The organism is Prosthecobacter dejongeii (assembly GCF_014203045.1).
In the GTDB taxonomy this organism is placed as follows: Bacteria; Verrucomicrobiota; Verrucomicrobiia; order Verrucomicrobiales; family Verrucomicrobiaceae; genus Prosthecobacter; species Prosthecobacter dejongeii.
Map to the genome: position 1 here is coordinate 195,368 of NZ_JACHIF010000008.1, position 22,468 is coordinate 217,835.

The following is a 22,468-nucleotide window of genomic DNA, read 5'->3' on the forward strand; positions in this document are numbered from 1 at the left end:
CCTTGACTGCGGTGTGATCCAGCTCAAATCTCCGATCCACATGTCTGACGCCCCCGCTGCCCCTGCCTCCCTGGATTTCATCCGCGAAATGATCGCTGCCGATGTGGCTGCGCAGCGAAATGATGGCTGGGTGATCACCCGTTTTCCTCCAGAACCCAATGGTTATCTACACATCGGGCATGCGAAAAGCATTTGCCTGAATTTTGGACTCAGTTTGGAAAATGCACCCAAAGCCCGGTGTCACCTGCGCTTTGACGATACCAATCCGACCAAGGAAGAAGTGGAGTATGTGGACAGCATCCAGGAGGATGTGAAATGGCTGGGCTTTGACTGGGGAGACCACCTTTTCTACGCTAGTGATTATTTTGAAAAACTGTACGGCTTCGCAGTCCAGCTTATCGAAAAAGGCCTCGCGTACGTGGATGATCAGACGCCGGAAGAAATGCGCGCCACACGCGGCACGCTAACTTCACCTGGCACGGCCAGCCCTTTCCGTGATCGTTCACCTGCTGAGAACCTAGATCTTTTTGCGCGGATGCGCGCCGGGGAGTTTGATGAAGGCAGCCGGGTTTTGCGGGCTAAGATTGACATGGCATCGCCAAACATGAACATGCGTGATCCAGCGATCTACCGCATCCTGCGCGCGCATCATCACCGCACTGGCGATGCGTGGTGCATCTACCCGATGTATGACTATGCGCATCCGCTGAGCGATGCACTGGAAGGGATCACTCACAGTCTATGCACGCTCGAGTTTGAGCATCACCGCCCTCTCTATGAGTGGCTCATTGCCAATGTGAGTGGCTTGCCAGGGCAGCCTTACCAGCGTGAATTTGCCCGTCTGAATCTGACCAACACGGTGATGAGCAAGCGCAAGCTGCTGCGTCTGGTGAAGGAAGGGCTCGTCAATGGGTGGGATGATCCGCGGATGCCCACGATCAGCGGGATCCGACGCCGTGGCTACACACCATCGGCCATCAGAACCTTTTGCAAAACGATCGGCCTAACCAAATATCCTTCGCTCACGGAACTATCGCTTCTGGAGCATTGTGTGCGTGAGGACCTGAACAAACACGCTCAGCGTGTGTACGGAGTCATTCGCCCGATCAAAGTAGTGCTGACCAACTATCCCGAAGGTCAAGTGGAGCAAGTGGAGCTGGTGAATAACCCTGAAAACGAAGCCGATGGCAAACGTCAGGTTCCGCTGAGCCGTGAGCTTTTCATTGATGCCGATGACTTCATGGAAACGCCGATCCAAGGCTTCCACCGCCTGGTGCCGGGCGGGGAAGTCCGTCTCAAGTACGCCTTCTGTATCATCTGCCAGGAAGTCATCAAGGATGAGGCTGGCAACATCGTCGAGCTTCGCTGCACTTACGACGATGCCACCCGTCACGGCGTAAAACCGGTGGGACGGCCCAAGGTCAAAGGCACCATCCATTGGGTCAGCGCGGCCCACGCTCTGGATGTGGAAGTCCGACTTTACGACAAGCTCTTCACCCAGGAGCAGCCGGAAGAGGCCGCTGGAGAAGACGGCGACTTTACTCAACTCATCAGCCCTCAGTCCTTGGAAGTAGTGACCGCCAAGCTAGAGCCTTCCGTGGCCGAAGCTAAACCTGGTGCCCACTATCAGTTTGAACGTGTGGGATACTTCTACACCGATCCTAAAGACAGCCTACCCGGCAAACCCGTGTTTAACCGCACGGTGGCGCTGAAGGATGGCTTTGTGAAAGCGAAGTAGCCTTTATCCAAAAATCAAAAGGGCCAGTCCGAACAATAGCGGGCTGGCCCTTTTTTGTTGATGTAGCTGCCGTTATAGGCCCAGCTCTGAGAGACTTGGAAAGTCGGTTGGGCGTGGTCCAGATGCATCCCAGGTAAAAAGGCGTTCACTGGCCTGGATGGGCAGGTCATTGATGCAGGCGTAGCGATGATGCATGAGGCCGGCTTCATCGAACTCCCAGTTTTCATTGCCATAGGAGCGGAACCAATTTCCTGAGTCATCATGCCATTCATAGGCGAAACGAACAGCGATACGGGCTCCATCAAAGGCCCAGAGCTCCTTGATCAATCGGTAGTTTAATTCCTTGCGCCATTTGCGCGTGAGGAATTCAACGATCTGATCTCGGCCACGCACAAACTCGGCACGATTTCGCCATTGGCTGTCTGGAGTATAAACTCGTGAAACGCGCTCTGGATCACGTGAGTTCCAGCCGTCTTCGGCGGCACGAACTTTGAGGGTTGCTGTCTCGCGTGAGAAAGGCGGAACGAGTGAGGCTGGAGTGTTTGGATTCATATAAAAATCGTGTTAAGACTTCATAACGTTAAAATAGACAGACCTGTCTGTTTATTTTTCGAATCAATAGATCGACAGGTCTGTATGTCAATGCTCTAATGTTTAAATTGTCTTTGTTATGAAATCTGCCCTTGTTCCATCCTCCCCCTCCGCTGCCCGGGAACGGATCGTGCTGACGGCGTCACGGCTTTTTTATCGCGATGGCGTTCGTGCCACAGGGATTGATAAAATCATCGCAGAGTCAGAGGTGGCTAAGATGTCTTTTTACCGGCACTTTCCCTCAAAAAATGATCTGGTGGCCGAATACCTCCTGCGACGTCATGAATGGTGGATGAACTGGTTCAGTGCCGCTGTGGAAAAAAGATTGTCACAGGCTGGCGCTGGATTGGAGGTCATCGCGGAGGTTCTCATGCGCTGGTTTGAAGAACCTGATTTCCGCGGTTGTGCGTTTATCAATGCCCAGGCAGAAGCTTTTTCTCAGGAGGAAAAGATCCAACAAATCATTCAGGATCATAAACAAGCGCTGCAGGCGTTTTTGCAGGAGATTGCAACCCGTTTGGGGCTGGAAAATCCTCTGCAAACGGCTGCTAGCAGTCTGCTCGTGATTGAGGGCACGATTGTGCGCTCTCAGATGACGAGGGACTCAGATGTTTTTGAGACCTGTCGGCTACTTTTAAGGAGGATAGGCCGCCAAGCCCGCCGTCCTGAGGTGGCGGCTATTGAGCCAGATCTACCACCTTACTTACCTGGATTTTAAATGGGGTGGAGGCAGGCTAAGGGAGGCTCTTGGGGTGAGATTGGAGAGCGCGTGGTGTGATGTTCGTGACCTGTCTTTGACAGTCGCTGTGGACCATCTATTCTCTACGCCCCTTTTTATTTCACAACCCCACTTCATCTATCCCCCTAACCTATGAGCAATACGACCACTGGCAGCACGCACGAGTTCCAGGCAGAGGTGAAACAGGTCTTGGACATTGTGATTCACAGCCTCTACACAGACCGCGAAATTTTCATTCGCGAATTGGTGTCCAACGCCGCTGATGCCCTGGAAAAAATGCGTCTGACGCAGCTCACTGAAAACGATGTTTTTGGTGCCGAGTTGCCGCTTGAGATCCATATCACCACGGATGAAACGGAAGGCACGCTGACGATCTCCGATCACGGAATCGGGATGACCCGTGCTGAGTTGGTGGAAAATCTCGGAACCATTGCACACTCGGGTTCCAAGGCTTTCGCCGCTGCATTGAAAAACGCTGGTAAGTCTGGTGACGCCTCGGTGATTGGTCAATTCGGGGTGGGTTTTTACAGCGCCTTCATGGTGGCGGATTATGTGAAGGTCTATACACATTCCTGGCGCCAGGACGGCGAACATCTGGTGTGGGAAAGCACCGGTACAGGCACTTACAGCATTGATGAAGCGCCGGATCAGGTGCGTGGCTGTAAGATCGTCATCAAGCTGAAGGAAGATGCACTGGAGTTCTGTCGCCCTGATCGCGTCAAAGCGATCCTCGCTAAATATTCGAACTTTGTCAGCTTCCCGATTCAACTGAATGCGGAGCGTGTGAATACGGTGGAGGCTATTTGGCTGAAGAGCAAAGATGAGGTGACGGAAGAGCAGTATAAGGCCTTTTATCAGTTCACAGCCCATGCCTTTGATGAGCCGAGCTACCGCCTGCATTTCCAGGCCGATGCTCCGCTGGTCATCAATGCTCTCTTGTTCCTGCCAGAGCAAAATATGGAGTCCTTTGGTATGGGGCAGATGGAACCTGGGGTAGGGCTCTATTGCAAAAAGGTCTTGATTGATCCACGGCCGAAGAAGCTGCTGCCTGAGTGGATGCGCTTTGTGCGTGGGGTGATTGATAGCGAAGATCTACCTCTGAATATCTCCCGTGAGTCCATGCAGGACAGTGCGTTGGTGCGCAAGTTGGGCGAAGTGGTGACGAAACGACTCCTCAAATTCCTCGATAAGGAAGCTCAGGACGATGGCAAAAAGTTCCAAGAGTTTTATGCAAAGTTTAGCCGCTTCTTCAAAGAAGGTGTGGCGACAGATTTCCTCAATCGAGATGCGATTGCTAAATTGCTGCGTTTTGATTCCAGTCTGACAGGAGAAGGGGAGGTGATTGGCCTGGCCGATTACGTCGCCCGGATGAAGGAAGAGCAGAAGGCCATTTACTATCAGGTGGCTCCTTCTCGCAAAACTATCGAAACCGGTCCTTACCTGGAAGCTTTCAAATCGAAAGGTTACGAAGTGCTCTATCTCTATGAGCCGATTGACGAATATGTGGTCAATAGTCTTCGTGAGTTTGATGGTAAGCCCCTGCAGGCTGTGAACTCGAATGAAGTGGATCTGGGGGACTTGGCCAATGAAGGAGAGTCTTTGAGCGAAGGAGATACCGAGACCCTCTGCGGCTGGCTCAAAGACAGCCTAGCCAGTGGTGTGGAGGAGGTGCGCAGCGGTAAACGACTGGTCAATAGTCCTGCGCTGGCCATCACTCCAGATGGAGAAATGACCCCTCAAATGCGCCAGATGATGCGTGCGATGAAGCCGGATGAAGTCGAGGCTCCCAAGGTGATCCTCGAAATCAATCCTCGTCATGAGATTGTCAAAAAACTGTCCGTCCTCAGTCAGAGCGATGGCGAGAGCGCTCAGTTGATCGCCGAGCAGGTCTTGGACAATGCTTTGCTATCTGCGGGATTGTTAGATGATCCTCAGCGTATCGTGGCCCGGACGGAGAAGATCATGGAGCGCCTATTGGCTAAATAAGGGTGTAAAAAGCATCGCTGTTTTCCGAGGAGCCCCGCTGCGATGCAGCGGGGCATTTTTTTGCCAACAGCACCTTCGACATGACAGCGGACGGAAGCTATACGAAAAACGCCGCCTGTTTCCAGGCGGCGTTTTGTGGGAGAGTGATCGTTGTCGAGACTCGATTATGGCTTCGGCACTTCGGCGATGGTCGCCAAGATGCGGGAAGCGATGGCGTAGGGATCGCCCTGGGAGTTTGGACGGCGATCTTCAAGATAGCCCTTGTAGCCATTGTTAACAAAGCTGTGTGGCACGCGCACGGATGAGCCGCGGTCTGCGATGCCATAAGTGAATTTGTCAATGGACTGGGTTTCATGAAGACCCGTCAGGCGCATGTGGTTGTCAGGACCGTAAACGGCGATGTGCTCGTTGAGGTTCTTGGCAAATGCGGCCATGAGGGCTTCGAAATATTCTTTGCCGCCGACGTCACGAAGATAGTCGGTAGAGAAGTTAGCGTGCATGCCAGAGCCATTCCAGTCCGTCGCGCCGAGAGGCTTGCAGTGGAATTCCACATCAATGCCGTACTTCTCGCAAAGACGGATCAGGAGATAGCGAGCCACCCACATCTGATCAGCACACTTCTTGGAGCCTTTGCCGAAGATCTGGAATTCCCACTGGCCCTTGGCCACTTCGGCATTGATGCCTTCGTGATTGATGCCTGCGTCCAGGCAAAGGTCGAGATGCTCTTCAACGATCTGGCGAGCGATGTCACCGACGTTTTTGAAGCCAACACCTGTGTAGTATGGGCCCTGAGGAGCTGGGTAGCCGTTTTCAGGGAATCCAAGAGGACGGCCGTCCTGGTAGAAGAAGTATTCTTGCTCGAAACCAAACCAAGCACCTGGATCGTCCAAGATGGTGGCGCGGGAGTTGGAAGGATGTGGGGTGACGCCATCTGGCATCATGACTTCGCACATCACCAGCACGCCGTTGATTCGGGTCGTGTCTGGGAAGACGGCCACTGGCTTCAACACGCAGTCAGAGCTGCGGCCTTCGGCCTGCTGGGTGGAGCTACCATCGAAGCCCCAGAGAGGGAGTTGTTCGAGGGTAGGAAAGCTGGCGTATTCCTTGATCTGGGTCTTGCTACGCAGATTTGGCACAGGCTTGTAGCCGTCGAGCCAGATGTATTCGAGTTTGTATTTGGCCATGGTTGTGGTGTTCGACTTGTATGTAATGGGGCTTCGTGAAAGAAAACCTTCATCGTTGCCGCGCGATGGGATGAAGCATGGGTTATGCCAGAATAGAAATGATTTTTTTGAGTCGGGTGAAAAAAGATCTCGGTGATCTGCCACTTCGCGGCACTTGCCCGGGGCCATAAGCGAGCGTTTAATTCCACCTCATGGAAGCCAAAAACACAGCGCGCGCCCTTGTCCGTCTTGGCTACGATGGGCGAGTCCACAAGACCTTTAGAGGGCACATGGCTCAAGAGCGATTCGAGCACGAGGTGCGTGTTTTGCGTTATTTGGAAAAGCAGGGTTGTCCGTTCGTGCCTAAGGTGCTTGAAACTGATCCCGAAAAACTTCACATGGTGACTTCTAATTGCGGCAGTCGTGTGGATCATCTCACCGAAGATCGGCTGAGGCTGCTGTTTGCCGAACTGGAGCAATACGGGGTCCGTCACGAAGACCCCTATCTGCGCAATGTGACATACAGTCCCCACCTTGGGCGTTTTTGTCTGATTGATTTCGAGTTCGCCACGATTTTAGACAAACCTGATCTGGGGCCGCCGCCGCCTGAGCCTGATCCGCAGGAGCTAGGTCCCAGAGGCTGGTGATCGATTGCTTACAAGTGGGGCGCGGCATGGTTTGCCGCTTGTTTGTTTCCATGACTTTGGAGGTGTGCCTTCTCAGCCACACTATTTTGGCCATGAGCATGAGATTCCTCGGCTGCGTGATTCAGTTTCCTTACGGCGTCCAGAACAGAGCCTGCTTTGATATTGGCCATGCTGGGGCGCCGCTGCAGGTGTTCGTTGCGCAGATCATCCGCGACATGGTGATGCTCTTCAATCGAAGGGGGAGAGACTTTAGGTGGAGCAATAGCCTCCTGATTTGTGCCTCTTTTGACGGCGAGGAGAGCCTCCAAATCACTGCGTAACGGAGCAACCGCTTCGGTGAGTGCGGTATCCATCTGCTTTTCGAGTGATTTAATCTTCTGTAGGGTCTGAGTCAGTTGCTCATGCGTCTTTTCCATTTTACCAAGTCGCTCACGCTTACCCAGGAATGCTTCTTTCAGGCGAGTAACTGGCTGCGGATGTGCTAATTTTTCTTCTCTGTGGTCAAGGGCACTGACGGATTTCTGCAAAGCAGAGATCTCGGCTTTGGCAATTTCGACTGCTTTGCGGAGATTTGCGTTTTCAATGAGTTCCGGTGAAGCCTTTAAGGATTCTTTAGCCTTGGCTTCTTGCTGCAGATAGGCGGCAACATCAGGATCACGCATGGCTTTGCCTGCACTCTCGGCCGGGCGCATCGTGGCAACCTCATTCTCCTGGGTGGCTATTTTGCCTTCAAATCCGATTTTGAATTGCTGAATGAAGCCCAGTTGGGAGGCTTTCACGGGGATCAAGAGATGTGCAGGCTCGGCGGTTTTAAAAGTCACCCCATTGCCTCGTTGAGCCATCTTTTCGTTAAAGGTTTTCTTTTGTGCCGCTAGACTTTCTTTAAAGGTGGCTTCGTTGAACTCTTTGACAACTTTTAGACCCTTCTCTGGGTGGTGAATTGCCTCTTGGAGTTCTTCGAGTCGCTTAACGGCTCCCTGGATGGCCTTCGGAGAAAGCGCTGAACAGTTTTCTGGACGTGGCAAGTTTTTAAGAGCTTCCTGCAATTCAGTCGAGGAGGTTGCGAGTATCCTTTTCGCCGTCTCTTCGTGCATCATGCGGGGCAAGGTGGAGACACCTTTGTAGTCCACGCCACAGCGTTTTTCGAGTGTGGACAGGTCCACTTCGGGGAAAGCTAAATCATTGTCAATCCCGGTGACTTGATTGGTTTTTGGATCAATGAAAATATTGCCTGGATGACGATCCAGTTGGCCCGTGATGTAGTCATTGATTTCCAGATCAAAAATTCTACGCTGGATGTCTGGATGAGAATAATCCACATCCAGCATGGCATCTAGCTTTTGGTCTTTGCCTGGAGGTTGCCACTCACTTTGTATGCTGGCCCCATCGGCTTGGACGCTGATGCCGATGACCTTGCCATTCGGCGCGATGCCGAAACGTTCTTCTGCTATCACTTGCGTGCCCAGTAGGCGATCCACAGTGTTGGCCGCAACAGAACGTGTTAGCAAACCCATGTCATTGCCGCTGCGTATCTGTTTAGGATCTTCGAAAAGTTGTGAGGGAAGATGTTTTTTGTCTTGGTAAGCCTGCAGAAGCCCTGAGGAACGTTCGCTCTGGGTCATCTTTTGCTGGATTAAGTCTTGCTTTTCGGGGCCGTCCTCGAGAGTCGCGATTAGCTTATCCCGTTCTTCGTTCGCTAGTTTAATGGCTTTTCGTTCCTCAACCAATTCAGTCAGAGTTTCGGAAATCTGATATTTGGCAAAGCCGAGTTGCTCTCCGCCACTGCCGATCATCTGTCCCTCATGGGCCTTCAATTTATAGGTGACAGTGGCCTGTTGTTCGCCCATTTCGTCATTTTCTGAAAACGTGAATGTTTCAGATTCTACAAAGACTGGGGCAACCGGAAGATCTTCTTGGGGCATAACGTTAAAAATTTCAAAGGAAAATAGCCTCTTTGGAGCTAGCTGTGACAAAAACAGATTTCTACGAAGTGAATGCAAATGTCTTGCTCAGAGGTGGTAGGCTGCGGCATCTTTGTTTTTGACCGTGACTCCATCCGCTGATTCTCAATCCACTCCCCATCCTAGTGCGCTTTCTTGGTCTGGCATGACTCATGTCGGACGCGTGCGAAAAAATAATGAAGATGCCTTTTTGGCTCTGGCATACGATGCGCAGGAAATTCGGTATTTGGGAAAAGTGGGAGAATCCACCATTGATCACAGTGACTTTGTTTTCGCCGTAAGTGATGGCATGGGCGGGGCAAATGCTGGCGAGTTTGCGAGCCGCACTGCGGTGGAGCGCATTACTCGACTGATGCCAAAGGTGTATCGTTTGGCAGCTCAAAGATTGGCCAGTGGGGTGAATGATGCCCTGGAGGAGATTTTCAGTCACGTGCATGCAGAGCTCAATCGCATGGGGCGTTCTTATGCAGAATGTTCGGGCATGGGGGCCACGCTCAGTCTTGCGTGTTTTTCACCTGGGTGGATGCATTTTGGCCACATTGGAGATAGTCGTATCTATTACCTGCCTAAAAATGGGGGAATGATGCAAGTAACTCATGATCACAGCTATGTTGGGTGGCTACGCCGTAAAGGTGAGATCAATGAGCGTGAGGCGCGCAATCATCCGGGGCGTAACGTGCTAAATCAAGCTTTGGGGGCAGGTCACCAGATTCTCAATCCCCACTTCGGGGCGGTCAGCTGCCAGCCTGGAGATAAGTTCCTTTTGTGCAGTGACGGTATCATGGACGGTCTCTGGGATAACCGAATCGAGGAGTATCTAAAAACTCCGTCTGAGCAGCCTAAAGCCTTTAAAATCGTCGAACGAGCTGTGACCGAATCAGGTCGCGATAACTGCACTGCCGTGGTCGTGGAATTTGGCAGTGCAGTCACTGCCTAATGGGGTGGCAGTTTATTGTTCGCGGATGATCTCTGCTTTCAATGAAGTGACACGGTGAGACAGCTTGCCAAGATTGCCGTGCTCTCCCTCGTTAAAGGTCGCGCTATCGCCCTTAAAATTGGGACCATCAAAAACAGTCACTTTCACCCCGGCTGGGACTTTCATTGAAAGGATGCTGTCATTGGAGATGCCAAGCTCTGACTTCATCACGATTTCATTGGCGAATTCGCACGGTGCTTTAATCCGGGTCATACGCCCTTTGCAATCTGCCTCAATGTATAGGGCGATGGAAGGACGGCTGACTTTCTTTGCTTGGAGCGCTTCGATCTCTTCTCTCTCTTGGAAACGATCTGAGGCGGCATTGAGTGATAACCCTGCGAGACTGAGCAAAAGAGTCAGGAAAACGTAGTGTATTTTCATATCATCAGTTGTTATGCCAAAGCTGGGCGAATTTCGTCAAGACTCTTTTACGGCGGGCTGATCCTTCCCCACCAGACGGTAGGCGAGCGTTTGCCTGGCCTAGCTTCCCCACCAGGAATGAGGATTTGGCCACGCCAAGACACTGTGGGGGTGGTAACCAGTGAAAAAGGCAATTCTCCCATGCCACCCCAACTATCGCTACCAGGGTGGTAGCTGAGGATTTCGCGGGGGAAGCCAGGGTGTTTTTCCTTCGGCTCAAAGTGGGCGAGGGCACCGTCATCACCACCGAGGATCAAAAGGTGACCATCCACTACGGGGGCCGGGCTGGGGGCGGCTACTGCAACACGTGGTAGATCCGCTATCTTTTTCCAGCCGTGGTTAGGCTGGAAGCGCCAGGCATCCTTCAACCATTCCCGCTCCGGTTTTCCGTCCACTCCAGACTTTAAAGCGGCTCCACTCATGAGGAATAACGTGCCTTCATGGGCTGCCATGGTCGCTAAGATACGGGCAGGACCTGGGCAGGGGGGGAGTTCACACCAGCCTTGATCCGTTTGTTTGAGATCCAGCGCCCAGAGGGTTTTCAAGGCTTCTGTCGCAGTGGGTTTTTCGATGCCACCTACGACATAGAGGATGCCCTCCATTGCTACTCCTGACATGAACGCACAAGCTTTGGGAAGAGGGGGGAGCGATTGAGTCGTGATCTTACCCCCGACGTAACATAAGCGAAAGACGTCCCGAAAGTTTTCAGTGGCATCGCCTCCTCCCACACAGATGAGACTGTCATCGGTGGTTACAGAAACTCCATATCCATTGGGGCGTGGCAACTGGCCGATCTTCATCCACGGGCCTTCAGGTTTTTCCAAAGCGTAAATCGCATCATACCAGACTTTGGTTCCGCCATCCCAAGGTCGTTTATCGGGGAAATTGGTGCCCCCTGCAACCATCAATGTTCCGCCCGAAACGCCTGCAAAAACCCCTGCAAAACCTTCGGAATCTGGCAATGGCGGCAGAGACGTCCAATCATCTTCAGCAACGGCAGCGGTGAGTGAAAGCATAAGCAGGGCAGCAGTCAGCAAGTGTTTCATTGAGATGGAAGTCATAACATCGCAGCGGACCTATAGGCGAGATTTTCTTCCTGGTTAACAAAGCTAGCCATGGCTCTGAAGGGGGCGAGCTGATCTGGATAGCTGGATTGACCAGTGAGATGCTGTTCCAAGTGGCGTTATCCTCCGCCTATCTCCACCATGATTATAAAACTCCTTACTGCTGCTTTTCTCGTCTTAAGCTTCCCTCTCTTTGCCGCAGAGCCTTTCATGGCGAAACAGGACCTTTTTAAGGTTGGGGATATGGGTTATAAAATTTTTCATATTCCTGGGATTGTCGTCACTGCCAAAGGCACTGTGTTGGCATGGTGCGAGGCGAGAAAAAACGGCAGTGATTGGGACCAGATAGACATTCTTCTACGCCGTAGTACGGATGATGGTCTAACATGGAGTGCGGCAAAAAATATCGTTTCCGTGGAAGGACCAAAAAAGAAAAACCCTTTTGCTCTTTTAATCAAAAATACAGATCCTAACACGGTCACCTACAACAATCCCGTTCTGATCGCAGGCAAGGATGGCACGGTCCACATGCTGTTTTGCCTGGAGTATATGCGTGCGTTTTATCAGCGTAGTACGGATGATGGCCAAACGTGGAGCAAGCCGACGGAGATCACTGCGGCCTTCGAGTCATTTCGTCCGGTTTATGATTGGAAAGTATTGGCCACAGGTCCCAATCATAGCATTCAGCTGAAAAGCGGACGTTTAGTGGTCCCTGTGTGGCTTTCCACCGGGACGGGGGGGAACGCACACCGCCCGAGTGTGACGGCAACGATTTACAGCGATGATGAAGGCATGACATGGAAAGCCGGTGAGATTGCTGTTCCCAATACTGAAGAGTGGGTCAACCCGAATGAAACCGTGGCGGTGGAACTTGCGGATGGGGGCGTGATGCTGAATGTCCGTAGTGAGTCAAAAACTCACCGCCGTCTTGTGACGGTAAGTCCTGATGGAGCAACGAACTGGAGCCGACCCCGTTTTGATGAGAGCTTGCTTGAGCCAATCTGCATGGGGGGTATTGTTCGTTATACCAAAGCTGAAACTGGGCAAAAAAACCGTCTCTTGTTTTCCAATCCGCACAATCTCAGCAAAGCGAAAGGTCAGGAGGAAGCGGGGAAAAGTCGTGATCGAAAAAATCTAAGTGTCAAAGTAAGTTATGATGAAGGCCAGACCTGGGCGGTGAATAAAACCGTTTCGCCAGGCTGGAGTGCTTACAGCGACATCGCCGTGACCCAGACAGGGACAATTCTGAGTTTCCATGGTGCTGCCGAAGAAAAGCACCACTTCGCGGGCGACCGACTGACCCTGTGCCGCTTTAATCTCGAATGGTTAACAGATGGGAAAGATAGCACCCCCGATGGCCCCAAGGCTTTTATGCCATCGGGGGAGTGACCGGATCAACCCTGAGGAATTTTTAAAATCGCTCCCGTGTCGGCACTGCTCACCATGGCCGCATAACGTGCAAGGTAACCTGAACGAGCTTTCGGGGCGGGGGCCGTCCATTTTCGTTTTCTCGCTTCCATCAATTCTTCTGAGATCAGAAGATTGATGGAACGTTCAGGAATATTGATTTCAATTAGGTCCCCAGCCTCAATGAAAGCGATGGGGCCGCCGGCTGCAGCTTCAGGAGAAACATGACCGATGGCGCCGCCGCGTGTGGCTCCTGAAAAGCGACCATCTGTGATGAGGGCTACGTAATCTCCCAAACCACGGCCTGCGATGGCGGAGGTAGGGGCAAGCATCTCCTGCATGCCTGGGCCGCCTCGTGGGCCTTCATAACGGATCACCACCACGTCACCAGCTTTCACCTGACCACTTAAAATGCCCAAATGCGCTTGTTCCTGAGAATCAAAGATTACGGCTTTGCCTGTGAATCGCATCATGGAGGGGCTAACGCCGGCGGTCTTCACCACACAACCATCGGGGGCGATATTACCGAATAATACCGCTAGCCCGCCTTTGAGTGAATGAGCTTCGGGGATGGAGCGAATCACATCGGTATCCTTCACTTCAGCGATGGAGAAAGTTTCACTTAAAGTTAGGCCGCTAACCGTTAAAGCATCAGCATGTAGCAGGCCAGGCTGAGTTGCTAAGGTTTTCAGAATGGCCATGATGCCTCCGGCTCGATCCACATCCTCCATAAAATAATGTCCGGAAGGAGCTACCTTGCAGATGTGAGGCACACGTTCCGCGATGGCATTGAAGTCTTCCATCGACAGAGGCACGCCAGCTTCGTGAGCCACCGCGATGGTATGCAAAATGGTGTTGGAGGAACCTCCCATGGCCATGTCTAAAGCCAGGGCATTTTCAAAGGCTTCGCGGGTGAGGAGATCGGACGGTCTCACGTTATCCCGCACAAGCCGCACAATGGCACGACCTGCACGCTGAAAGAGAGCGTCGCGTGCGGGATCTGTGGCCAGGATGGAGCCATTACCCGGAAGGGCCCAGCCCAGTGCTTCGCACAGGCAATTCATCGAGTTTGCGGTGAACATGCCAGAGCAGGAACCGCAGCTAGGGCAGGCATTCTTTTCAATGTCACTCAGCTCTTGTTCCGTGATCGTTTGGGAAGATAATTGACCCACCGCCTCGAACACAGAAGCGAGATTTAAAGCCCGCCCCGTAGTTGGGTCCTTTCCTGAGCGCATGGGGCCACCAGAAACGAAGATGGAGGGGATATTCACCCGTGCTGCACCCATCATCATCCCTGGCACGATTTTGTCACAATTGGGAATACAAACCACGCCGTCAAAGCAGTGCGCGCGTAGCATCGTTTCGATGCAGTCAGCGATTAACTCGCGTGAGGCAAGAGAGTATTTCATGCCGCCATGCCCCATGGCGATGCCGTCATCCACACCGATGCAGTTGAACTCAAAGGGGACACCCCCTGCCGCCCGCACGGCTTCACGCACCTTTTTACCCACGACGTCCAGATGGGCGTGCCCCGGGATGATTTGCACAAAGGAGTTCGCAATGGCGATGAAGGGTTTACCCCAGTCTTCTTCAGATTGGATCACGCCTGTGGCTCGAAGGAGGCTGCGGTGAGGAGCTCGTGTAAAGCCTTTTTTGATGGTGTCGCTGATGGCCATAATAAATGGAGAGTCGATTGAGGCCTCCACCTTGAATTAAGATTATCATGATAAAATGATCACTTTTGCGTTTTTGTGATACTAATTCGGTATGGACTATTCCCTCCGTGAAATCGAATGCTTCATTGCTGTTGCAGAAGAGCTTTCTTTTACGAGAGCTGCACGACGGCTGCATCTAGCGCAACCTCCACTCTCCAGGCATATCCGCACTTTGGAGGAAAAGATGGGAGCGATACTTTTTGCTCGGGAGCCGAGACGAATCTCTCTAACCACTGCTGGGAGCTTGTTTTATGAAGAGGTGTGTAATGTGCCTCGTCTATTAACAAGAGCAGGGGAGGCTGCACGCCGTTGTGCTTTGGGCGAGACGTCAAGACTACGTCTAGGCTTCGTCAGTGCCGTGATGAATGATGCCTTGATCGAATGTTTTCGGAATTATCGACATCAGCAGCCTGCTGTGCAAGTGATGCTGCACGACTTACCTCCCAATGAACAATTGAAAGCGATTGCGGAAGGTCATTTGGACGGGGGCTTTGTGGGTATCATCCCTTCCGTTAGGCCTTCTGGGATCCAATTCATTTCTTGGCATCAAGAGCCCTTGGTCTGTTACGTGCCTGTGGGGCATCGCCTGGCAGATTTACGCAGTGTGTCTTTGGCCTCATTGGCGGAGGAGTCTTTCATCGGGGTGTCGCATGATTCAGCCCCTGCTTTTTCAGCGCATGTGCGAGACTTGTGTAAAGCGGCTGGGTTTCGCCCTCGTCTCATTTTGGAATCTCCTCGTGCGCAGGCAGTGGCTTTGATGGTCGCCGCAGGTTCTGGCATCGCCATTCTACCTGCGGCTCTGGAGCAGTTCATGAAGAAATCGGTTTGTGCCATCCCTTTGAAAGGCACACCGAAAATTACCCATGTTTTTGCCTGCCAAAAAGGCAGACTTCAGGGGCCGTTAGCACATCTCATTCGACTGATACGGTCTCCCAAAGGCTGAACTCAATCGTCCTGCCGAATTAACGGGATGGCTACAATTCTTCTTGGGTCCAGAAGGTTGTTCGCTCACTGGTGGCCGCGCGAACTTGTTTCACTTCTTCTGGAGTAATTGCGGGTGCTTGGTTGCCAAAATGGCTTCGGACATACGTGAGCACATCCGCCATTTGTTGGTCATCCAGGCCCATCGGCGGCATGGGCAATGGGGCGATCTGTTTGAATTCTTTTCCGTCCACTTGGATCGGGCCATTCAGGCCGTGGAGCACAATCTTGATCAGCTTCGCCGCATCGCCACGAATCCAGTCGGTGCCTGCGATGCTTGGGTAAACGCCAGGCAGTCCTTTACCCTCAGGTTGGTGGCAGTTTAGGCACAGGGCATCATAAACAGCCTTGCCGGGGTGAATCACGACGGGGGCTGCGTTGGCGATCTTCTTAACGTACTCTGCCTGTGCAGGCCGGTTGTTAAACGTCAGCTTTGCCAAAACGGGCTGCCACTTTGGTTGCAGTGCCCGAACGGATTGACGAAGGGCATAGTCTAAAAACTTGTCCATCGGGTGATCGAGAACTAGGGTGGCAATCTCGACGGCTTCAAGCTGGCTGAGCCGAGCACTGGCGACGACGGCTTCGAGTCTAACCCTAGGGTGTACGTCGTTTGCAGCTTGGGTTAATCGAGCTACGCTGTCAGGAAGGCGATCTGCCCAAGCTCCCACCACACGGGCCGCGTAGGCTCTCACTCGGGCATCTTTAGCCTTGAGGAGACGATCCAGTAATCCTGGATTGACGGTTTCGTGGGCCTCATAAACGCCGCATACTTCCATGAGCTGATGCTCATCTTGAGCTTTAACGATGAATGCATCCGCAGCAGGAATGACGTCATTCGTTGGGCCATCAAACAACAAGCGTTTGGCTTGATAACGAGTCCATCGTTCAGGTGAAGCTAGCTGTTCAAGTAATGCCGCAGGTTTCATTTCAGCAAGTTTAGGCTGCTTCACTGGTGCATGGCCTTTAGCCGTGATGCGCCAGATACGGCCATGGACGCGATCACGGCGGGGGTCTGCATAACTCGCCTGATAGTGACCAATCACGGGATTGAACCAGTCACATAGATACATGGCTCCATCTGGCCCCACGCTCACATCCACTGGGCGGAAGGAGGGATCGGAAGATTTCACCAGTTTTGGAAGTTGAGTCGTTTTGTAGCCGGAGCCTTCGTCTTCAAAGCGGTGCAACTCCACCACGCTGCCAAAGTAGCCGCCGATCAAAGCTGTGCCTTGAATCTGCTCCGGTAAGGCCTTGGTGCCGATGATCTCAATGGAATTTGTCTTGGGGCTGGAATCAAAAAGCATCCCGGTCGGGTGATATTCATCTGGGTCTTTCATGGCGATGAGACCAGGCGTGCTGAAGTAGCCCGCTGGGCGGTCACCGCTCTTGTGGAAGACTTGGTTGTAATCATCAAAGGCCACTCCCCAGCAATTATGCCCAGCTTTGCCCCCGTTAAAAAACGCATCCATTTTTTGCGTGCGTTTATTGTAGCGCCAGACCCCGGCTTTTTCTAAAACAGCCAGACCGTGGGAGGTTTCCACCCGTGAGTAAGCATGCAGTCCCTGAGTGAACCACAAGCTGCCATCTGGACCATGGCAAATGGAATTCACCAACTGATGAGTATCACCGATGCCAAATCCTGAATAAAGCACCGTCTTCACATCGGCCTTATCATCGCCGTTGGTATCTTTGAGATGCAGGATCTGGTCAAAGTCGCAAACATACACTCCCCCATCTCCCGGCTCTACCCCTTGCACCATGGTTAGGCCTTCGGCGAAGCGCGTGGATTTGTCGGCTTTGCCATCACCATCCGTGTCTTGGAGGATCAAGATGTAGTCGTTGGGTTTGATGCCGGGTAAGGTGTGCGGATAGGTGGGGGAGCAGGCGACGTAAAGCCGACCACGCTCATCCCAGGAGAATTGGGTGGGCTTCGCGACATCAAGCTCTTCAGAAGCAAAAAGATTGATCTCATAACCTTCAGCGACCGTGAATGCGGCGAGTTGCTCAGCCGCTGACAAAACCTTCTCTGGGGTCCCTTTGGCCGGCAGTCCAGGTTCTTCATTCGGCACAGCTTCTCCACGTGCTAGCTTGATAATACGTGTATCCAGCTTCACGACGAGGGGTTTATAACTTTCAAAACTCTCACGCAACGATGGCGCGTTCTCAGCAGGTTTCCCAAACATTTGGGTGACTCGATCTCCATAGACGAAAGACCAGTTGGCTGGCCGCCAGCAGTCAAACCAGAGTCTGTTTTTTTCTACGATGGCCTGTTTTAGTGCTGTTAGGTCATCACCTTCGCTGGTGGATAGGCCAAGTTGTCCCGCAACCATTTTAGCTACCACTTTCAGCCCTTCAGAGTTCAAGTGAAGGCCATTGTCCGTCAGTGGAGTTTCGTTGGAATTACGTTCAGAAAGCGGCGTGTAAAGATCCACATAAAGGGCTCCACGTTGTTTGGCGATGTCACGCACAGCATTTGCATACAGCCCTACATCGGCATTTCTCAAAGTCAGATCAGGGGCATGCGGGGCGTTGGTTTTTTCAAACGGCATAGGCCCGATAAGAACTAGGCGCGGAGTGACACTGCTAAACTGGTCTAACAAACGATGGTAGGCAGACTGAAATTCAGCCAGCCTTCCGGGCCCATCGAAAGACTCGACCTGACCAAACTGGGCGATGATGATGCCTGCACCAACGGCCTGGAGTTGTCCTTTCCAATCACCAAAGTTCAGATCCCGCCACTGCTCATAAACGGTGTCACCCTCCCAAGCCATGCTGCGAAAATGGGGGGCTTTTTCTACCAAAGCGTGAGTCAAAATGGCCTCTAATTCGCCTGCTTTTTGCTCGCGAACGAGATTGGTCTGGCCTGCCAGGACGAGGATTTCATGGGGTGCCACGCTAAACTTCCCATCTTTAAACGGAAGCGATGGGAGCTGGGCTGAATCTGGATTTCCAAAGCGGTTTAGGATTTCCTTTTCCCCTGGAACGAGGGCATCCGGCATTTCCTCAATGACAATGTTACGAAAGGCGATTTCCGCCTTGCAGTTGCCGTGGATTTGCAGCGCGATGAGGCCTTTGGGGGCAATGTCTGGTGCGCGTTCCGTATAGTCCACCGTGCGTATGCCATTGACCAAGATGCGGATGCGTTCCGCTTCGGCGATAATTTCGTAGGTATTCCATTCGCCAGGCTTTTCAGCTTTCTCAATGATCTCTTTCACCGCCTTGGCCAGCATCACCTTACGACGAGATTCATCGTAGAGACACCCGCTGTAGCCAGCTCCGATATCAGCCTGATAACCGAACATCTCGTTAGGCGGATTAGCGATGCGAACGCTGCGGAATTGCACTCCACCATTTATAAAACCTTCGGTGCCATTCAGTTTGTATTCCAGTTTGAGGTGGAAATTGCGATAGGGCTTTTTCGTTGCTAGGAATTCATTCTGTGGATTTCCTTCCAAAGAGCCGCCCACAATCGTGCCATCCACGATACGCCAAACTTTAGTCGTTTCGCCTTCCCAGCCATTGAAGTTCTTGCCGTTGAAGAGGGAGACGGGTTCTGCCAGAGCCGTGGTGGTCAGCAGGCATGAAAAAAGAAAACGTAGGATCATGAAAATGGGTGGGATGGAACGTGGTTAATCGTCCATTGCTTGCGAGCAAAAGGGTGAGTAGCGTTTATCTAACAAGTGTAGTTTCAGCGAGGCAACATCGAGTGTCCAGGAGCGACAATTTCCACGCCATTTTCGGCCAACCGCTGCTGAACTTCGGCGATGTGTTCGCGATCACGCGTCTCGATAGTGCACAGCACATGTACCCGCGAAAGGTCTGGACCGGAGAAGGTGCGGTTGTGAACGATTTCGGTCACATTGGCTCCGGCGGTAGCCAGCAGAGCGGAAAGATGAGCTAGCCCGCCTGGACGGTCGCTCAGCAGAACATCGAATCGGTAGATGCGCCCATCTGCCGCCAGTCCGCGCTCAATCACTCGGCTGTGGGCCAGGGGATCAATATTACCGCCAGTGAGCAGCACCACCACACGGCGGCCTACAAGATCTGGAAGATGCCCCCCGAGGAATGCCGCGAGCCCTGCCGCACCCGCCCCTTCAATGACGCATTTGTCCATCTCTGCCAGTCGGAGCATAGCAAGGGCTAGCTCTTCTTCTCCCACCATCACCATTCGGTGAACGAGAGGACTGGCAATGGCCAAAGTGTTTTTGCCCACTTCAGCCACGGCTAGACCGTCGGCCAAAGTGTATTTGGTGGAAATCCGTGTTGGCTCACCTTTGGCCATTCCGGCCGCAAAGCAGGCTGCATTTGCGGGTTCTACTCCGATGATTTGCAGGTCTGGTTTCAAGGCTTGAAGCACGGTCGCGACGCCTGCCAGGAGGCCACCACCGCCGACTGGGACGATGATGGCTTCCGCATCTGGCACCTGTTCCAAGATTTCAAAAGCGAGGGTGCCTTGGCCTGCGATGACTCGCGGATCATCAAAGGGATGCACGTAGGTCAGTTTCTTTTCTTCGGCGAGTCGAGTGGCCTCACTGCGGGCCTCATCAAAGGTATCTCCATGCAGCACAACGGTGGCACCGAACTGGCGGCAACGGGCCAACTTCACCAACGGGGCAAATCGTGGCATCACCACGGTGACAGGAATCCCTAGAGCGCGCCCATGCCAGGAAAGACCGAGGGCGTGGTTGCCTGCGGAAGCTGCGATGACGCCATGTGCCGCTTGTTCGGGTGTCAGTAGGGCAAGCGCGTTGCGCGCCCCACGCTCTTTGAAGCTACCCGTTCGTTGCAGGTATTCTTGTTTGCAGAAGATGCGTGCCCCGGTGAGCTCACTGAGTGCGGCAGATTCCACACAGGGAGTGCGTGTGATGGCTCCGTTGAGCCGCAAGCGAGCGGCTACGATTTCAGACAGCGAGACAGTGCAATCATGGGGGGCTTTCATAGAGGGCGGGAACCAAAAAAAAGCCCCGAGTCGTGAAACTCAGGGCGGTGGATTAAATGCGTTGTCGGTTTGAAAATGGCGCATGTTTATCCCTGCCCTGAGTGGGCTCCAATAATGATCATCATGATCGGCATGGAAAGCTGGGACATGAAACGCATCCTATAAGGGGTGGAACCTCTCAGTATTAGGTCTTTTGTCAACTGCCAGCATGAGAACTCAATACCGCAGTAGATCCCGCAGGGCAGCGGTGATGCTGGAGGTGGTCGGGCGGTGGCTCTTCCAAAGATTCGGGTGATAGGGGATCGGTGTGTCCTTACTGTTCAGGCGCATCGGCGGTGCATCCAGCATGTGGAAGGCTTCGCTGCTGACGCGCGCGATGATTTCGGACGTCACGCCTCCCCAAGGGAAGGCCTCTCCTACGGCCAGAAGGCGGCCTGTGCGGGAAACGGAGGCGAGAATAGTATCCGTATCCATGGGCTTCACACTGCGCAAGTCCACCACTTCGACTTGATAGCCATCCATCTGCAATTCTTCCGCAGACTTGAGAGCTTCATGCAGCATGGCGCTGTAAGTCACCACTGTGGCATCCCGGCCTGGTCTGGCGATACGGGCTTTACCAATGGGCAAAGATTCACCGAAGCCTTCGGACTTCAGGTGGTAATAGAGAAACTTGTGCTCGCAGAAAATGACAGGGTCATTCAGCTTCACACTCTCCAAAAGCATCCAGTAAGCATCCTCGACCGTCGCGGGTGTAAGGATAACGATCCCGGGGTAATGGGCATAGATGCTCTCCATGCTCTGGCTGTGAAATGGGCCGCTGCCGGGCGTGCCCCCAGAAGGCATACGAATGGTGATGGGGCAGGGGGTGCTCGTTCGCCAGTAGAGCGTAGCGGCCTGATTAACGATTTGGTTAAAACCTACCGAGGAGAAGTCTGCGAACTGCATCTCGATGATGGGCCGCGCGCCCTCTACCGCAGCGCCCACTGCCATACCGATCATGGCATCTTCGCTGATCGGGGAGTCAAACACCCGCCCAGGAAACTCCCGGCTCAGATTCTTCGTGGCTTTGAAGGCACCGCCGAAAGTACTGATGTCCTGCCCGTAAAGGAAGACGTTGGGGTCGGTGCGAAGGGCTTCGTACTGCGCTTCGCGGATCGCTTCGAGATAGGTGATACTCATCCGTGCTGTCCCTCTACAAGCTCACTGGTGGACAGTGCGTGCCAGGTTTCCCGGTAGGGATCGGGGGTGGGTTCTTTGCTGGCAATGGCCTGAGCCGCATCCACATCGCGGCGGGCTTCTTCTTCCCAGGTGCGGAAGTCTGCCTCTGTGGCCCAATTGAATTCAAGGGCCTGTTTTTTAGCCACCTCGATGCAGTCGCGGGCTTCATGCTTGTGCTTAGCTGAATCCGGAATGTAAGAGGCATCGTCATGCTCGCCATGGCCACCCAGTCGCAGGAGTCTGCCCACCACAAGTTGGGGGCCATGACCTGCGCGGGCACGGGCAAAGGCGGTGCGAAAGGTCGCAACACAGGCCAGCAAATCCGTCCCGTCCACGCTGTAACCTTCGACTCCGTAACCGATCGCGCGATCCACTAAGTCTTCGCAAGCATACTGCCGTGTGGTCGGTGTGGAATAGGCAAACTGGTTGTTGGCGATGCTGACTACGAGCGGCAGTTTCTCCACAGCAGCCATATTGAGACCTTCGTGGAAGGCCCCTGTCGAGGTGCCGCCATCTCCGATACTGGTCGCGCCTACGCTATCTTCAAGGGTGCCCCGTAACCGTCGTGCGAATAATGCCCCTGCCACCACCGAAAGAAGGCTGCCCAAGTGTGAAATCATCGCCATGTAACCATCTTTGGGACGGCCGCGGTGAATGTTGCCATCGCGCCCACGCATGGGCCCGGTAACCACCCCGAGGTAAGTGCGCAGTGTATCTAGTAGAGGCTCGCCGTAGGCGATGCGGCCAGCTTGGTCACGGATGAGAGGGCCATAGACATCCTTGCCGTAACGGAGGTTATTTCCCGCTGCAGCACTGAAGGCTTCCTGGCCGCGGCCAAGATAGACCCCGCCGACAATGCGCCCGCCAGCTCGATAGAGACTGCCGAGTTTTTCCTCTAGGATTCTAGAGAGGATCATACAGCG

17 protein-coding genes are annotated in these 22,468 nt (G+C 53.2%); 7 read left to right on the forward strand and 10 right to left on the reverse strand.

Annotated features, from left to right (window positions below; translation table 11 throughout):
- Nucleotides 1-40 precede the first annotated feature (40 nt).
- Nucleotides 41-1,738, forward strand: a complete 1,698-nt coding sequence (locus HNQ64_RS17925; RefSeq protein ID WP_184211197.1) for a glutamine--tRNA ligase/YqeY domain fusion protein — start codon at nt 41-43, stop codon at nt 1,736-1,738.
- A gap of 72 nt (nt 1,739-1,810) precedes the next feature.
- Here HNQ64_RS17925 and HNQ64_RS17930 read toward each other — a convergent pair whose 3' ends face one another.
- Entirely contained in the window at nt 1,811-2,290 is a 480-nt protein-coding gene (locus HNQ64_RS17930; protein ID WP_184211199.1) for a nuclear transport factor 2 family protein, read from the reverse strand.
- Between the two features lie 118 nt (nt 2,291-2,408).
- Between HNQ64_RS17930 and HNQ64_RS17935 the strand changes: the two genes are divergently transcribed.
- Both HNQ64_RS17935 and htpG read left to right on the forward strand, forming a co-directional pair.
- Nucleotides 2,409-3,047, forward strand: a complete 639-nt coding sequence (locus HNQ64_RS17935) for a TetR/AcrR family transcriptional regulator (protein ID WP_184211201.1) — start codon at nt 2,409-2,411, stop codon at nt 3,045-3,047.
- Between the two features lie 153 nt (nt 3,048-3,200).
- Nucleotides 3,201-5,054: a molecular chaperone HtpG gene (gene htpG, locus HNQ64_RS17940; protein ID WP_184211203.1), complete on the forward strand. Its 1,854-nt coding sequence runs from the start codon at nt 3,201-3,203 to the stop codon at nt 5,052-5,054.
- 164 nt (nt 5,055-5,218) lie between these two features.
- Here htpG and HNQ64_RS17945 read toward each other — a convergent pair whose 3' ends face one another.
- On the reverse strand, nt 5,219-6,238 hold the full coding sequence (locus tag HNQ64_RS17945) for a glutamine synthetase beta-grasp domain-containing protein (protein ID WP_184211205.1): 1,020 nt from the start codon (nt 6,236-6,238) through the stop codon (nt 5,219-5,221).
- A gap of 191 nt (nt 6,239-6,429) precedes the next feature.
- Between HNQ64_RS17945 and HNQ64_RS17950 the strand changes: the two genes are divergently transcribed.
- Nucleotides 6,430-6,864: a BUD32 family EKC/KEOPS complex subunit gene (locus HNQ64_RS17950; protein ID WP_184211207.1), complete on the forward strand. Its 435-nt coding sequence runs from the start codon at nt 6,430-6,432 to the stop codon at nt 6,862-6,864.
- A gap of 8 nt (nt 6,865-6,872) precedes the next feature.
- On the opposite strand, the gene HNQ64_RS17955 is transcribed toward HNQ64_RS17950, so the two are convergent.
- Nucleotides 6,873-8,864: a hypothetical protein gene (locus HNQ64_RS17955; RefSeq protein ID WP_184211209.1), complete on the reverse strand. Its 1,992-nt coding sequence runs from the start codon at nt 8,862-8,864 to the stop codon at nt 6,873-6,875.
- 106 nt (nt 8,865-8,970) lie between these two features.
- Between HNQ64_RS17955 and HNQ64_RS17960 the strand changes: the two genes are divergently transcribed.
- The gene (locus HNQ64_RS17960; protein WP_184211212.1) at nt 8,971-9,762 is read left to right on the forward strand and encodes a PP2C family protein-serine/threonine phosphatase; all 792 of its coding nucleotides are present in this window, start codon (nt 8,971-8,973) and stop codon (nt 9,760-9,762) included.
- Nucleotides 9,763-9,774: 12 nt separating this feature from the next.
- On the opposite strand, the gene HNQ64_RS17965 is transcribed toward HNQ64_RS17960, so the two are convergent.
- Together HNQ64_RS17965 and HNQ64_RS17970 are read right to left on the reverse strand one after the other, a co-directional pair.
- Nucleotides 9,775-10,182 carry a beta/gamma crystallin-related protein gene (locus HNQ64_RS17965; protein ID WP_184211214.1) on the reverse strand — a complete coding sequence of 136 codons (408 nt, stop codon included), beginning with the start codon at nt 10,180-10,182 and terminating at the stop codon, nt 9,775-9,777.
- 47 nt (nt 10,183-10,229) lie between these two features.
- Entirely contained in the window at nt 10,230-11,282 is a 1,053-nt protein-coding gene (locus HNQ64_RS17970; RefSeq protein WP_184211216.1) for a galactose oxidase, read from the reverse strand.
- Between the two features lie 144 nt (nt 11,283-11,426).
- Between HNQ64_RS17970 and HNQ64_RS17975 the strand changes: the two genes are divergently transcribed.
- The gene (locus HNQ64_RS17975) at nt 11,427-12,674 is read left to right on the forward strand and encodes a sialidase family protein (RefSeq protein ID WP_184211218.1); all 1,248 of its coding nucleotides are present in this window, start codon (nt 11,427-11,429) and stop codon (nt 12,672-12,674) included.
- Nucleotides 12,675-12,679: 5 nt separating this feature from the next.
- On the opposite strand, the gene ilvD is transcribed toward HNQ64_RS17975, so the two are convergent.
- Entirely contained in the window at nt 12,680-14,368 is a 1,689-nt protein-coding gene (gene ilvD, locus HNQ64_RS17980) for a dihydroxy-acid dehydratase (protein WP_184211220.1), read from the reverse strand.
- 91 nt (nt 14,369-14,459) lie between these two features.
- Here ilvD and HNQ64_RS17985 point away from each other — a divergent pair, with 91 nt between their 5' ends.
- Nucleotides 14,460-15,350, forward strand: coding sequence for a LysR substrate-binding domain-containing protein (locus HNQ64_RS17985; protein ID WP_184211222.1), 891 nt, complete (start codon nt 14,460-14,462; stop codon nt 15,348-15,350).
- A gap of 31 nt (nt 15,351-15,381) precedes the next feature.
- On the opposite strand, the gene HNQ64_RS17990 is transcribed toward HNQ64_RS17985, so the two are convergent.
- The 4 genes from HNQ64_RS17990 to HNQ64_RS18005 all read right to left on the reverse strand — a co-directional run bounded on the left by HNQ64_RS17990 (nt 15,382) and on the right by HNQ64_RS18005 (nt 22,462).
- Nucleotides 15,382-18,993 carry a PVC-type heme-binding CxxCH protein gene (locus HNQ64_RS17990; protein WP_184211224.1) on the reverse strand — a complete coding sequence of 1,204 codons (3,612 nt, stop codon included), beginning with the start codon at nt 18,991-18,993 and terminating at the stop codon, nt 15,382-15,384.
- 83 nt (nt 18,994-19,076) lie between these two features.
- Nucleotides 19,077-20,327, reverse strand: a complete 1,251-nt coding sequence (gene ilvA, locus HNQ64_RS17995) for a threonine ammonia-lyase (RefSeq protein WP_184211226.1) — start codon at nt 20,325-20,327, stop codon at nt 19,077-19,079.
- 216 nt (nt 20,328-20,543) lie between these two features.
- On the reverse strand, nt 20,544-21,506 hold the full coding sequence (locus tag HNQ64_RS18000) for an alpha-ketoacid dehydrogenase subunit beta (RefSeq protein ID WP_184211228.1): 963 nt from the start codon (nt 21,504-21,506) through the stop codon (nt 20,544-20,546).
- Nucleotides 21,503-22,462: a thiamine pyrophosphate-dependent dehydrogenase E1 component subunit alpha gene (locus HNQ64_RS18005; RefSeq protein WP_184211230.1), complete on the reverse strand. Its 960-nt coding sequence runs from the start codon at nt 22,460-22,462 to the stop codon at nt 21,503-21,505. Before HNQ64_RS18005 ends, HNQ64_RS18000 begins: the two co-directional genes overlap by 4 nt.
- Nucleotides 22,463-22,468 lie beyond the last annotated feature (6 nt).

Coding starts and splice junctions, on each gene's coding strand:
- HNQ64_RS17925 (WP_184211197.1), top strand. CDS start 41: ATGTCTGACGCCCCCGCTGCCCCTGCCTCCCTGGATTTCATCCGCGAA.
- HNQ64_RS17930 (WP_184211199.1), bottom strand. CDS start 2,290: ATGAATCCAAACACTCCAGCCTCACTCGTTCCGCCTTTCTCACGCGAG.
- HNQ64_RS17935 (WP_184211201.1), top strand. CDS start 2,409: ATGAAATCTGCCCTTGTTCCATCCTCCCCCTCCGCTGCCCGGGAACGG.
- htpG (WP_184211203.1), top strand. CDS start 3,201: ATGAGCAATACGACCACTGGCAGCACGCACGAGTTCCAGGCAGAGGTG.
- HNQ64_RS17945 (WP_184211205.1), bottom strand. CDS start 6,238: ATGGCCAAATACAAACTCGAATACATCTGGCTCGACGGCTACAAGCCT.
- HNQ64_RS17950 (WP_184211207.1), top strand. CDS start 6,430: ATGGAAGCCAAAAACACAGCGCGCGCCCTTGTCCGTCTTGGCTACGAT.
- HNQ64_RS17960 (WP_184211212.1), top strand. CDS start 8,971: ATGACTCATGTCGGACGCGTGCGAAAAAATAATGAAGATGCCTTTTTG.
- HNQ64_RS17965 (WP_184211214.1), bottom strand. CDS start 10,182: ATGAAAATACACTACGTTTTCCTGACTCTTTTGCTCAGTCTCGCAGGG.
- HNQ64_RS17970 (WP_184211216.1), bottom strand. CDS start 11,282: ATGACTTCCATCTCAATGAAACACTTGCTGACTGCTGCCCTGCTTATG.
- HNQ64_RS17975 (WP_184211218.1), top strand. CDS start 11,427: ATGATTATAAAACTCCTTACTGCTGCTTTTCTCGTCTTAAGCTTCCCT.
- ilvD (WP_184211220.1), bottom strand. CDS start 14,368: ATGGCCATCAGCGACACCATCAAAAAAGGCTTTACACGAGCTCCTCAC.
- HNQ64_RS17985 (WP_184211222.1), top strand. CDS start 14,460: ATGGACTATTCCCTCCGTGAAATCGAATGCTTCATTGCTGTTGCAGAA.
- HNQ64_RS17990 (WP_184211224.1), bottom strand. CDS start 18,993: ATGATCCTACGTTTTCTTTTTTCATGCCTGCTGACCACCACGGCTCTG.
- ilvA (WP_184211226.1), bottom strand. CDS start 20,327: ATGAAAGCCCCCCATGATTGCACTGTCTCGCTGTCTGAAATCGTAGCC.
- HNQ64_RS18000 (WP_184211228.1), bottom strand. CDS start 21,506: ATGAGTATCACCTATCTCGAAGCGATCCGCGAAGCGCAGTACGAAGCC.
- HNQ64_RS18005 (WP_184211230.1), bottom strand. CDS start 22,462: ATGATCCTCTCTAGAATCCTAGAGGAAAAACTCGGCAGTCTCTATCGA.